Annotated in this window: 14 protein-coding genes; 12 read left to right on the top strand and 2 right to left on the bottom strand. The window is 42.3% G+C overall.

All coding sequences use genetic code 11. The features are described 5' to 3' along the window. Positions 1-5 precede the first annotated feature (5 nt). Positions 6-1,154, top strand: coding sequence for an N-acetylglucosamine-6-phosphate deacetylase (nagA, locus tag MKY54_RS19980; protein WP_339187656.1), 1,149 nt, complete (start codon positions 6-8; stop codon positions 1,152-1,154). Here the strand turns inward: nagA and MKY54_RS19975 are convergent. Beyond that, positions 1,143-1,913: an AraC family transcriptional regulator gene (locus MKY54_RS19975; protein ID WP_076190665.1), complete on the bottom strand. Its 771-nt coding sequence runs from the start codon at positions 1,911-1,913 to the stop codon at positions 1,143-1,145. The two genes, nagA and MKY54_RS19975, sit on opposite strands and share 12 nt — an antisense overlap. A gap of 19 nt (positions 1,914-1,932) precedes the next feature. After that, on the bottom strand, positions 1,933-2,514 hold the full coding sequence (locus MKY54_RS19970) for a LysE family transporter (RefSeq protein ID WP_076278710.1): 582 nt from the start codon (positions 2,512-2,514) through the stop codon (positions 1,933-1,935). A gap of 116 nt (positions 2,515-2,630) precedes the next feature. Here MKY54_RS19970 and MKY54_RS19965 point away from each other — a divergent pair, with 116 nt between their 5' ends. The 11 genes from MKY54_RS19965 to MKY54_RS19915 all read left to right on the top strand — a co-directional run bounded on the left by MKY54_RS19965 (position 2,631) and on the right by MKY54_RS19915 (position 12,630). Further along, entirely contained in the window at positions 2,631-3,185 is a 555-nt protein-coding gene (locus tag MKY54_RS19965) for a GNAT family N-acetyltransferase (RefSeq protein ID WP_339187651.1), read from the top strand. Between the two features lie 189 nt (positions 3,186-3,374). Beyond that, positions 3,375-3,854, top strand: a complete 480-nt coding sequence (locus MKY54_RS19960) for a DUF6530 family protein (protein ID WP_038572158.1) — start codon at positions 3,375-3,377, stop codon at positions 3,852-3,854. Positions 3,855-3,896: 42 nt separating this feature from the next. Then, positions 3,897-4,256 carry a GIY-YIG nuclease family protein gene (locus MKY54_RS19955; RefSeq protein ID WP_038572157.1) on the top strand — a complete coding sequence of 120 codons (360 nt, stop codon included), beginning with the start codon at positions 3,897-3,899 and terminating at the stop codon, positions 4,254-4,256. A gap of 189 nt (positions 4,257-4,445) precedes the next feature. Then, a complete protein-coding gene (locus MKY54_RS19950; RefSeq protein ID WP_076218419.1) occupies positions 4,446-5,444 on the top strand; it encodes a Gfo/Idh/MocA family oxidoreductase in 999 nt (332 codons plus the stop codon). Between the two features lie 2 nt (positions 5,445-5,446). After that, positions 5,447-6,364, top strand: coding sequence for an AraC family transcriptional regulator (locus MKY54_RS19945; protein WP_254857007.1), 918 nt, complete (start codon positions 5,447-5,449; stop codon positions 6,362-6,364). A gap of 17 nt (positions 6,365-6,381) precedes the next feature. Beyond that, positions 6,382-7,464 carry a Gfo/Idh/MocA family oxidoreductase gene (locus tag MKY54_RS19940; protein ID WP_076190679.1) on the top strand — a complete coding sequence of 361 codons (1,083 nt, stop codon included), beginning with the start codon at positions 6,382-6,384 and terminating at the stop codon, positions 7,462-7,464. Between the two features lie 138 nt (positions 7,465-7,602). After that, positions 7,603-8,307 (top strand): response regulator transcription factor, encoded by a 705-nt coding sequence (locus tag MKY54_RS19935; RefSeq protein WP_076127275.1) that lies wholly within the window; start codon positions 7,603-7,605, stop codon positions 8,305-8,307. Positions 8,308-8,310: 3 nt separating this feature from the next. After that, the gene (locus MKY54_RS19930) at positions 8,311-9,696 is read left to right on the top strand and encodes a HAMP domain-containing sensor histidine kinase (RefSeq protein ID WP_339187648.1); all 1,386 of its coding nucleotides are present in this window, start codon (positions 8,311-8,313) and stop codon (positions 9,694-9,696) included. A gap of 60 nt (positions 9,697-9,756) precedes the next feature. Then, positions 9,757-10,320: a hypothetical protein gene (locus MKY54_RS19925; protein WP_339187646.1), complete on the top strand. Its 564-nt coding sequence runs from the start codon at positions 9,757-9,759 to the stop codon at positions 10,318-10,320. 138 nt (positions 10,321-10,458) lie between these two features. Further along, a complete protein-coding gene (locus MKY54_RS19920; RefSeq protein WP_076278706.1) occupies positions 10,459-11,580 on the top strand; it encodes an FtsW/RodA/SpoVE family cell cycle protein in 1,122 nt (373 codons plus the stop codon). Between the two features lie 30 nt (positions 11,581-11,610). Continuing rightward, the gene (locus tag MKY54_RS19915; protein WP_076218415.1) at positions 11,611-12,630 is read left to right on the top strand and encodes an LCP family protein; all 1,020 of its coding nucleotides are present in this window, start codon (positions 11,611-11,613) and stop codon (positions 12,628-12,630) included. Positions 12,631-12,707: the final 77 nt, after the last annotated feature.

The following is a 12,707-nucleotide window of genomic DNA, read 5'->3' as shown; positions in this document are numbered from 1 at the left end:
TGTTTATGACTTATATTTTGCAAAATGTACAAGTAGTGCTTCAGAATAGTATAGTTTCAGCGGCCAATGTATGGATTTCTGAAGGAAAGGTGATGAGGATAGACTCAGGAGATATTTCTATCCCAGAGGGTGAGTATGAACGGATTGATGGCGGAGGGCATTTGTTAGTGCCCGGAATGATAGATGTGCATATTCATGGCGCTAACGGGTTTGATATGATGGACGGTACTGAAGAGAGTATTCAAGAAGTATCGAAGGCTTGTGCAGCTTCTGGTTGCACCTCATTTCTGGCTACCTCTGTGAGTTCTACGATGGAGGATCTTTTAGAGATGATTCGTAGTGTCAAACGTGTCATTGGGTATGAAGTGGGAGCAAAGATCGCAGGCATTCACTTAGAGGGACCTTATCTAAACCCCAAGAGAAAAGGAATGCAAAATGAAAAGTATCTGCGGCATCCTAACTTAGAGGAAATGAAGCTCATTTTCCAAGAAGCTGGATCACTCATAAAAATGGTTACGATTGCTCCCGAGCTGCCGGGAGGCATGGAGCTTCTTTCCTTTTTGAAAGAACAGGGAGTGGTGATAGCGATTGCTCATTCGGATGCCACATATGAGGAAGCCAAACAAGCTTTTGCCGCTGGGGCAAGTCATGTTACGCATTGTTTTAATGGCATGCGGCCGATCCATCATCGAGATCCGGGGATTGTGGTTGCCGCTTTCGAAGAGAAGCATGTGAGCCTGCAAGCTATTGTGGATAATGTCCATCTGCATCCTGCAATTATCCGCTTGATGCATACCATGAAAGGACCGGAAGGAATGGTCTTGATCACAGATGCCTTACAGGCAATGGGGTTAGGGGATGGGAATTATATATTTGGAGGACATCAGGTTACGGTATCTGGTGGCATAGCGCGATTGGAAGATGGCACGCTGGCCTCCAGTACAGTTACCATGAATGAAGCCTTACGTTATACTGTCGATACTGGAATTTCGCTCACAGATGCCGTGCAAATGGCTTCAACTACACCGGCCAATATTCTTGAACTTCAACAAAAGGGGACGATCACCTCTGGCTTGGATGCTGACCTGGTTCTCTTGGATGATGAATTTAAAGTGCTCTGGACAATGGTAGGAGGGCAGATCTTACAGCTGTGACCGGTATTCATGTGCGGTTATTCCGAACACGCTTTTAAAATGCCTGTTCAGATGAGTTAGATCCACAAATCCGCAATCTACAACAGCTGCATAGATATCCTTGGTTCTCTCTATGGACTGCTTGGCACGCTCTACCTTGCAATTTAAGAAAAATTGATAGGGTGATATTCCTGTATGTGTCTTAAACTCGCGAATAAACTGATATTTGGATAGACCAAACTCTGTGCAGAGATCGTCCAGCTTCAGCACATGGTCTAAGCTGCAGTACATCATTTCCTTTGCTTTTTTGAGAAATTTATTATTCGTTCTACGATCGGTAACTATTTCAGTATTAGAGACTAAATGAACCAGAGTGAATAGCAGTTCACTGCACAAAGACTCCTCTTTGCCATTCTGAATGGCATGGTTTAGGGCTAATATGCACTGCGCCAATTTGTCATCGTATAAGATAGGAGTGGCGAAGCGGAGTTCTTTTTTTTCTAGTATCTCTAACATTAGGGTTGGCTTAATATAAAGCATGACATAATCAATGCCACCTTTATCATACGCATTGCCATCATGCGTTTGTTCCGGATTAAACAACATTACGCCATTTTTATGAGAGGACTGCAAACTACCATCAAGATTATATTGCTGAATGCCACGAAGGGTCACACCGAGTGCATATTCCTCATGGCAATGTTTTTTATAGGTGAAATCAGTAAGGCTGGCGGATAAGGACAGGATCTCTGCTGACTTTTTATAGTTAAATTTCTCCACGTTCTTAACCTCCACGACTTTATAGGATTCCCGATATCATAATGGCCGAGTATACTAAAAACAGTGCCATCACGGTATTTAGAACTTTTTGATGATTTTTCATAAATGTTCTGAAGATTGTCCCAAATACAACCCATGTCGTAAATGCAAAAAATCCGATCACAGTTATAATTATAACAAATATAAACAAGGCAAGCGAAGAGGTATAGAATGGCATTACGTAGTTGGGAATAACCGTTAGTGTAAATACTAGCACTTTAGGATTCACAAGCTGCATAAGCACGCCTGAGCGGAAATTGGCATTGGGGTCAGGCTGGTCTTCCATTGAACCCATTTTAAAGATTTTATAAGCAAGGTAGAGCATATATAAACTCCCAATGATTTGCATAATGATCAGGATATTTGGGATGATTTCTACTAGAATACGGTTCAGCAGAGTAGAAAGGATAAGTAATAAGCCAAAAGCCAGCGTGGATCCGTATACATACCCCATTGATTTTTTAGCCCCGGAATGCTGCACGGAAGAAAGAATAACAATATTGGTAGGACCGGGTGTAAATGTAGCGACAACGCAATAGATCAGAAAGGACAATATATTCATGATGACCTCCAGTAAAGTAGTTCTATGAATATAAACCTTTCAGTCTGAATGCTGATAGTATATTATTGCAGGGTTTTTAAGAATTCCGGCCGGGAATAGAAGAGGTGTCCGAATCAATGAATAAGAGTAATCAAATGACCATAAGCACGCTTTCTCCAGCTGATTTTGAATCCACATGCTCTGTTTTTGAAACTTCAATCCAAGATGCCTTTGAAAAAGAAGGGCTTGATCATTTACAAGACGATATCCAAAGTGAAATAGATCATAAAAAGCAAATGGTGATGACTTCACTGGATACTACGACCGGAGAGCCTTACTTCCTTCTTGCAAAAATAGAAGAGCAGGTTGTCGGTACGATTTCCTTTGGACCTTGTGGCGAAGATATTCAAACCTGCACGGACCATCAGTTAGATGAAATAGGGGAATTGGGCAGTTTATACATTATGCCAAGTTATCAGGGTCAAGGTGTGGGTTCAGCCTTAATTAAGGAAATGATGATATTTCTAAAAAAGCAAGGGGTAGAGCAGTTTTGTCTGGACAGCGGTTATAAACGTGCACAGGTCAGGTGGCAACGTAAATTTGGGCAGCCTTATAAAGTAGTAGAAGACTATTGGGGACCTGATTCTGTCCATATGGTTTGGTTTTGTAATGTGAATGATCATATAAGCTAGAGATATATTTTACATGAAAATAACAGTCCCTTTGCTACGCGCAGAGGGATTTTTTGTTTTGTTGGATAAAACGGGTGTAATGTCGTTTGACAGATGATCTTTTGCCGGGTAATATGAATCTTAGATTTAGTAAATTAGTAATTTAGTAAATGAGTAAATTAGTAAATCATAAAATGGAGAGTGACTAACATGAAAATTCCAACAACTCTAAAACATAAACCTGTAGTCGTGTCAGAAAATTACGAGCAGGTTGATGGCCGCTACGCCGGGGACACAGATGCAAAAGGTCTGTCCCTTGGATTAGCACAATGGAACGATAGAGGAAAGGTCGACATCTCAGCAAAGGTATGGAGACATACAGGGGACAAATGGTCGAGACAGTCCGAAGAGCTGCCAATGCACCGTGTGCTTGACCTGGCAATTTTGATTTGCAGAAGTAGTTTGTATTTTCAAGAGGCCTATCGTTTTCCGAAAATGTATGATCCCGAGAGCCCTATGATTGATCGTATTGGACTGCAGGGAGATGCAATGAGTGTATCTGTATGTGCAGATAATCCCATGATTGATAATGATATTAAGCTGTTCGCTCAGGCGCTTAGTGATGATGGTGAAATGATCGGAGAACGACTTTCGGTATTGTCCCGTTTATTAAAAGAAATGGGGTACTGAAATTTAGCAGAATGGCCTGTGAAAGGAGAATCATAAATTATAATGGACAAAAGTAAACGTAAAGAACTTCAGGAGCAATATAAGCAGCTCAAGACGTACATGGGTGCTATTCAAATTACAAACAAAAGAAGCGGGAAAATATTCGTTGACAGCTATCCCAACCTGAAGAATAAATGGATGACTATACAGATGCAATTAGATATGGGCAGATTTGCGAATGCAGAGCTGCAAAAGGACTGGAAGGAACTTGGAGCAGAAGCCTTCAGCTATGAGGTGTTAGAGCAGAAGGAGTCAGAAGACGTAACCGACGTGCGCTGGGAGCTTAAACTATTGAAAAAGAAGTGGTTCGAGAAACTGCAGCCCTTTGATGACAAAGGATATAATAAGCCACTAACCCATTAAGCCAAGTATAAAGAAACCTTTAGCTTTTATAGCAAGGGTTTCTTTTTTTAGGGATCGTATTTCACTCCGGATTTTATGTGTCGTAATATTATATATGTTTTGTCGCATTTTCCTACTAAAAAAGCTGTTTATTATGTGTTATTTTTATAGCAGATGTCAGAATAACATATATACGGGAGGCACAAGTAAATGACCATTAGAATTGGTAAGCTCAGCTATTGGCATGTGCATGCATGGGATTATACCAAGCAAGCTCAGGAGCATGAAGATACCGTATTAGCTGCAGTTTGGGACGAAAACGTAGAGCGTGGGAACAAAGCTGCGGAAAGCTTGAATATTCCTTTTTTTGAATCACTGGATGATCTGCTTGCGCAAGAGGATATAGATGCCGTTATCGTGGATGCACCAACGAATATGCATAGAGACGTAATCGTGGCTGCGGCCAAGGCGGGCAAACATATTTTCACAGAAAAAGTTATTGCCCCAACGTTAAAAGAAGTTAACGCAATTATCGCAGAAGTTAATGAGAACAAAGTGAAGCTAACGGTCTCCTTGCCTCGTTTAAATGACGGCTATACATTAACTATTCAAGAGATTCTAAGTCAGGAACTGCTCGGCAAGATTACTTACGTTAGAGTTCGCTTATCCCATAACGGAGCAACGGAAAGCTGGCTTCCTGATCATTTCTTTAGCTTGGAGCAATGTGGAGGCGGAGCTTTGATTGATCTTGGCTGTCATCCCATGTATTTGGCGAAGCTTTTCTTAGATCAAGATGTGACTGGGGTTAGTGCTAATTTTGGGTATGTAACCGGTAAAGAAGTGGAAGATAATGCTGTAGTGACATTATTTACGGATTCAGGAGCAATTGGAGTGGTGGAGGCTGGTTTCGTGAATAGTCATTCGCCGTTTACTATCGAGGTGCATGGAACTGAAGGAACGCTGCTTTACGGAACACCAGAGAATAAGCTTCTTCTTAGAACGAACAAATCCACAGATAAAGAAGAAGGCTGGAAAGAAGTAGCCCTGCAAAGCAATCGTGAAAGCGCCTTCCATCAATGGGTTGATCATATTCAAAATAATACACTCGCCACTCAAAATGTTGAAATGGCAGTTGAGCTTACCAGATTAATGGAGGCGGCGAACCGCTCGGCTAAAGAAGGCTGTGTAATTCCGATTGGGAGGACTTAACGTTGAGCAGCTTTCCCTATGAGATGATGTTTGAGAAGCAGGACATGCTTGAAAGATTGGATATCACGATTCTATGGGGACATTACGAGATTACAGTGTTTAGATTTCATTTGACATCTTTTCCACCGGGCAGAGTAGTCGAGTTCCATAATCATTCTGAATTTGAGTTTCATTTCATTCCGCGCGGGAAGGGAGAAGTCATTCTTGGGGATCAAAGGTATCCTCTGTCAGAGGGGATGTTCTATCTAACCGGACCAGGTGTTATGCATCGTCAAGAGGCAGCCGCAGATGAATCCATGGAAGAGCTATGCCTGCATGTTGACATCAAGAAGAGGATCCGGGATGATGCGGATCTTTGGGAGGTTGCGGAAGCTGAGACCTGTGTGGAGAAGCTGAAGTGTTTACCCTTGGTCCCAGCACAAGATTATCACGGGGCTATGAAGTGTTTTCGAGAAGCGTACGAAGCATGCGATGGGAAGTTGACCGGATATTATACTTCAATTAAGCATCTCGTGATTAGTATTTTATTAAAGGCCGTTAGAGCGTATGATTCAGGCGGGATCCGCACGGAGGCGCCGGTTAGAGATATGCTGACTTACCGGTATCAATACGCAATGCAATATATGGAAGCGAATTATTCAGGAACGGTTACCTTAGAAAATGTTGCGGAAAAGCTAAATATTAGTTCAAGGCAGCTGCAGCGGGTGTTTAAGCAAGTAAATGCAGAACAATCATTCAGTAGGGCGCTTGAGGACATCCGATTGCAAGCGGTCTGCCGCAAGCTTGAAGAAAGCAATTATCCGATAGAACAAATCGCACAGTCGGAAGGGTTTACCAATGCTACCTATTTGCATATTGTCTTCCGCAAGCGGTTAGGCATGACACCGGCAACTTATCGAAACAGCAAACAAATCCATTAGAGGTGAGGGTGAAGGATATGAGTAAGGTTTTTCGTGTAGGGATTATTGGATGTGGTGGTATTGCGAATGGCAAACATCTTCCAAGCTTGAGCAGACAAAGTAAGGTTGAGATCGTGGCTTTTTGTGACATTATTAAAGAACGTGCTGAAGAAGCAGCGGAGAAATACGGAAATAATAAAGCTACTGTCTATACGGATTACACTGAACTATTAAAAGATCAATCCATTGATATTATTCATGTGCTTACGCCTAATGATGTCCATGCGGAAATATCAATCGCTGCACTAGAAGCCGGAAAACATGTGATGTGCGAAAAACCAATGGCTAAGACAGCGGCAGATGCCAAACGAATGGTTGAAGCAGCGAAACGTACAGGCAAGAAGCTGACCATTGGATATGACAACCGATATAGAGAAGACAGCTTATATTTGAAAAAAGCCTGTGAGTCCGGAGAGCTTGGTCATATCTATTTTGCAAAAGCACATGCCATCAGACGGAGAGCCGTACCGACCTGGGGAGTATTTCTTGATGAAGAGAAACAAGGCGGCGGTCCGCTTATCGATATCGGAACTCATGCGCTGGACCTAACCCTTTGGATGATGGATAACTATAAACCAAAAGTCGTGCTGGGCACTAAATATCATGAACTTTCACAAAAGGAAGAAGCCGCCAACGCATGGGGACCGTGGGACCCTAAAAAGTTCACCGTGGAGGACTCAGCCTTTGGAATGGTCGTAATGGAGAATGGCGCAACAATCATGCTGGAAGCGAGCTGGGCTCTGAATTCACTAGACGTACATGAAGCGAAATGCAGCTTAAGTGGAACGGAAGCAGGCGCAGATATGAAGGACGGACTTAGAATTAACGGAGAGAAATTCAGCAAGCTGTACACTAATAAAATTGAGCTTGGGGCAGGCGGCGTTGCCTATTATGAAGGTAAAGCTGAAAGTGCTCCGGATATAGAATTAAGAAAGTGGATTGAAGCGATTGAACAGGATAAGGACCCGGTTGTAACTCCTGAACAAGCTTTTGTTGTTTCGCAAATATTGGAAGCTATTTATGAATCGGCGCAGACCGGCAAGGCTGTGTATCTGGATTAGATTTTGACAACTATAGCGATTTAGAGTAATATCCACTTGTGATTTAATTATAGGGATCTGAGACAAGACTCTCTCTTTACCGGGAGAGTTTTTTTGTTTTTTTACTTGTTTAGACTCTGGGTAATAGGGGTGGAAATCGTGGATACTATTGATCGCAATCATGTGCTTATTGTGGAAGATGACGATAATATTAGACGTTTTATATCTATAAATTTAACGAATAACGGGTTTGTGGTTAGTGAAGCTGCTTGTGGAGAAGAAGCCTTGCAGAGCTTTGAGGTGAGCCGTCCAGATGTTCTGGTTCTGGATATCATGTTGCCTGATTCTAATGGGTTCGAAATATGCCGAAAGCTAAGAGAGAAAGACGCTGGGGTCATCATCATTTTCTTAACCGCTCGTGGACAGGATATGGACAAAATCAATGGCCTTGAAATGGGTGCTGACGATTACATTGTTAAACCTTTTAATCCATTAGAATTGGTAGCACGTATTAAAGCGATTTTGCGCCGTACAGAATCAGCTCTCAAGCCGCAAAAAACGATACTTCAAGCTGGACCGATTCGGCTGGATCTGAATGCAAACAAGATGTTTAAGCAGGATGACAGCATTGAATTAACTCCGAAGGAATTTCAGATGATGAAGACCTTTCTGGAGCATCCGGATACAGCACTCTCTAGGAATGAATTAATGAATCTTGTCTGGGGAGAAGATTATATTGGAGATCCTAAGACGGTAGATGTTCATGTGCGTAAGTTAAGAGAGAAAATTGAGGTTGATCCTTCTAATCCGCTTTGGATTGAGACGGTATGGGGGCTCGGATACCGCTTTAGAAAGGATGGTTGAAGAATGGGAATTCAGAAAAGATTAGTAGGAAGCTATTTTGTAGTCATCTGTCTTACTGTGCTCATTCTTGAAATCATTCTTAATGTATCTGTACGATATTATTATTTTCATAACATTGAGGAAACCCTGATGAATCAAGCAGAGCTATCGGCTTCTTTTTTTCAGCAATACTTTGGGGACCAGGATCTGGAGGAACAATCGGATAGGTTACTGAAGGGGTTTGCGAGTCATTCCGATGCACAGGTACAGATTATTAATGTTGAAGGCCGGCTGTTGCAGGATTCAAATGGACTTCAAGGCGATCTTACTATGACTGAGTACATAGATGTGCAAGCAGCAATAAAAGGGCAGCCCGGCAGTTGGAAAGGTGCGGACCCTAACACAGAGGAAGCGATTTACGCGGTATCCTATCCTTTACAAGCGAATGGAAACATCGTGGGGGGAGTCAGATTTATCACGTCCTTAACGGAAACTATACATACAGTTAAACAGATTACGGTTTTACTGATCGGGGTGGGGATCATCGTCATTGGCATTGTCACCTTACTTGGATTATTACTGTCTTGGACCATAACCAGATCCATTAAAGATTTGAAGCAGGCAGCAGACCAGATGACCGAAGGTGATTTCAGCATCAGAGTGCATAAGCGCTATCAAGATGAGCTTGGTTCATTGGCGGATACGTTAAATATGATGGCAAGCCGAATCTCCAAGAGTGAACAGCTTAAGAATGATTTTATCGCTTCCGTATCCCATGAACTGCGAACGCCCTTGACCTCGATCAAAGGTTGGGCAATTACCTTAAAGGCGAGTGAGGTGAGTAATCAACCTCTGTTTTATGATGGGCTTGATATTATTGAATCCGAAAGTGACAGGTTAACTCATATGGTGGATGAATTATTGGATTTCTCCAAGTTGGATAACGGAAGAATCGCCGTTCACTTCACATCTGTGGATCTAACAGAACTACTGCAGCATATCGGCAGACAACTTACCCCTAGAGCGACCCGACAAGGCATCTCACTAGATGTAAAAATAGAAGAACATCTGCCAGTGATTCAAGCTGACGAGAATCGTGTGAAGCAAGTCATGATTAATCTCATTGATAATTCACTCAAATTTACTGGTTCATCAGGTCGAATCTTTATCACCGCTCATACGGTTCCAGGGAAAGTCGTGATTTCTGTAAAGGATACAGGCTCAGGCATCGCTGAGACGGATTTAGAGAATGTGCGGCAAAAATTCTACAAAGGGGATCAACAGGCTTCGGGCAGCGGCTTGGGATTATCCATCTCGGAACAGATCATTAAATTGCATCATGGAGAGCTGCGAATAAGCAGCACTTTAGGCAAAGGAACGATTGTCCATTTTGACTTACCGATAGAATAAGAATTCAAATTTAACTATTTCATAACCACTTTCATCTCTTTCACAGATAAAATACTATATATGCGGACAAGCGAGGAGTCGATGATCCAAATGCCGAGCAAATTCATAAAAATAGGTACCCTGTTGACAACTTTATTTTTGCTCGGAGGATGCGGAGTCCCGGCGACACCCGGAGAGCTGATTAAACCTCCATCATCAGAAGCAAATCTGCAGCGAGACAAAACGAGCCAGGAATTTATTAAGTGGCTTCCAGACAAAGCTCAATTGATAACTCCGATGAAGGGACAAGAAGATAATGCCATCTCCTTTGGCGATATGGATGGAGACGGAATCGACGAAGCTGTAGTTGTGTATGAGTACAGTAAAAACAAAGGATACACTATAAAAGCAATGTTGTTGAGGCAGGAAAATGAAGCTTGGCAGAAGATTTCCGAGGTTGAGGGGTTTGGGTATGGTCTAGATTATGCCGGATTCTTTGATGTTGATGAAGATGGCCATAACGAGCTTGCACTGGGCTGGTCATTGGGTGAGGCAGGTAATGGTATGGATATTTATACGCTAAGTGAAGATAAACTTAAGCTGTTATCGAAGAAGGCGTATCAGGGCAAATATGATCTGAGGTAATCATTTAACCTAATCATCCGCAGCGCTTCATTGAGAAAAAAGAAGTAAAAGTGCTCAGCGGATTATTTATAATGCCCATTTTCATGTATATATCCCCTACACAACAAGAAAACTACAGAAATTAAATAGAGGTTGTAAATGCTTATCTCTACCAAAATTGCAAAGCTGGACAGATCCGTACTTTTTCTCACCACCTGCTTAGTTGGCATGGGTACTGTTGCTATTTATGAAGCGACTACGGATACGCGGTTAGACGGTCTTTACATAAGTTATTTGTATTTATTTGCTTTATTTTGCCTACCCATGTTATTCATTGCTTTGGTAGATTATAAGATTCTATTAGGCAGGTTAGCCTATCTCTTTTATGGCGTGGGCATAGGTTTACTAGTACTAGTCAAGCTGGTTGGAGAAAACCTCAATGGTGCTGTGCGTTGGTTAAGTATTGGGAGCTTTCAGCTTCAGCCCTCCGAGCTGGCTAAAATATGTACGGTGCTGCTCATTGCTCATCTATTAGGTACACGAGAGGGCCAGCGGCTGCGATTTTTTCAAGATTTAGTGCCGGTCTGTTTCGTTTTTTTAATTCCTTTCATTTTAATAATGGATCAGCCCGATTTGGGTACAGCACTCGTATTTGCTGGCATATTACTTAGTATGCTGTGGATTGGTAACATCCGTGCTCTATATATGATTCTGATCCTTGGTGTTGTGATTATTTCGATCGGCACGATATTATGGCTGTATTATGCTAACTTCGACCTGTTATCCAAGATTGTCGAGCCCCATCAACTGTCACGAATCCAAGCTTTTTTGGACCCGCAGAGCGATCCAGATAAGTCTTGGCATGTGAAAAACGCAATGATAGCCATTGGCTCCGGAGGATTATCGGGCAGTGAAGGTATTTTTTTGCGAAAAGGATATATTCCATATGCGTATTCCGATTCGATCTATGTAGTCATCGGGGGGAAATACGGTTTTATAGGTTCATCCGTGCTGCTGATGCTTTATTTGCTGCTCGTGTACCGAATGATCTTTATTGCGCTGGATAGTAGGGACCGTGCGGGTACCTATATTGTCACCGGGTTTATCGCTATGTTCATCTTTCAAGTTTCCGTTAATCTTGGGATGCATATTGGGTTACTGCCCCTAACGGGGATTTCATTACCTTTTATTAGTTATGGAGGCAGCTCGTTGCTAACTAATATGATAGCGATTGGCATAGTGCTAAGTGTTAAAGTTCATAAGGATGAAAGCGCTGATTGAATAAGCTATTGGAACTGAGTGGAGGAAATTATGTCTAACAAACGCAAGTGGACAACAACCCGTAAAATTCTGACGAGCATTGGTCTTGTCTTAGGCGCAACTATTATAGGGATTGGAGTATATGCAGGGTATTTATACAAAAAGACGGATGATGCGATACAGCGTATGGCAGCTCCAGTCACCATCCAACCCACTGCTGCTCCAGAGGAAAAAAAGGAGACGGTATCGGTTGAACCTATGATTTTTCTGCTTGCCGGGGTAGATAGCCGGGACGGTGGCGGTGGGGTAATGAATACTGATGTTCTGATGCTTGTCAGCTTCAATCCGGACACGAAATCAACAAGTTTCTTATCTTTACCCAGGGATTTGTTGCTAAAACCTAAATCGTTACCTTCCCGTAAAGCCAATTATTATTATGCTTATCATTACATAAAAGACAAAACAGAGGCTATTCCGAATACAAAAGAGTTTTTCAGCAATTTGCTCGGTCTGCCGATTGATCACATGGTTGTGGTGAATTTTGATGTGTTGCAGGAGACCGTGGATTTGCTTGGCGGACTGACTATAGATGTAGATATGGATATGAAATATACCGATACGGCAGATGGTACACACATCGATTTAAAGAAAGGCTTGCAAAAGCTGGATGGCCAACAAGTTCTTGATTTTGTGCGGTACCGTAAATCGAATCAAGGAACGGCTGAATCCTCCGATTTCCAGCGCAATGATCGGCAGCAGCAAGTAATCAAGCAGATTCTGGATAAGCTAGGAAATTTCCAAGGCGTGTCCCAATGGGGAAATGTATTGGATATCATTGGTGAAAATGTGAAGACGGATATTCCTCAAGCAGATCTGCAGCAGTGGTTATTCAACTTTCCTAAACTTAAACCAGAGCATATTAATTCCTTACATGTGGAATCTCTTTGGAAGAGTCCGTATGTCTATGTGAATAAAGAGGATCTAAAACAAGCACTTACTACTCTGAGTACGGAAGCAGGCGTCAGCTCCGAAAGCTCATTACACTTGGAGAATGTTGGGACGGTGGATTAACATCTATAACCCTGCTCTTAAGAGCAGGTTTTTTTGTTTGTTCTACTATAAATCCCGCTAACCAGTAAAGTAATCCG

It is taken from the genome of Paenibacillus sp. FSL P2-0121, assembly GCF_037975345.1.
In the GTDB taxonomy this organism is placed as follows: Bacteria; Bacillota; Bacilli; order Paenibacillales; family Paenibacillaceae; genus Paenibacillus_AQ; species Paenibacillus_AQ odorifer.
The sequence above is the reverse complement of the archived record's forward strand: the minus strand, read 5'-3'. Positions and strand labels throughout refer to the sequence as shown.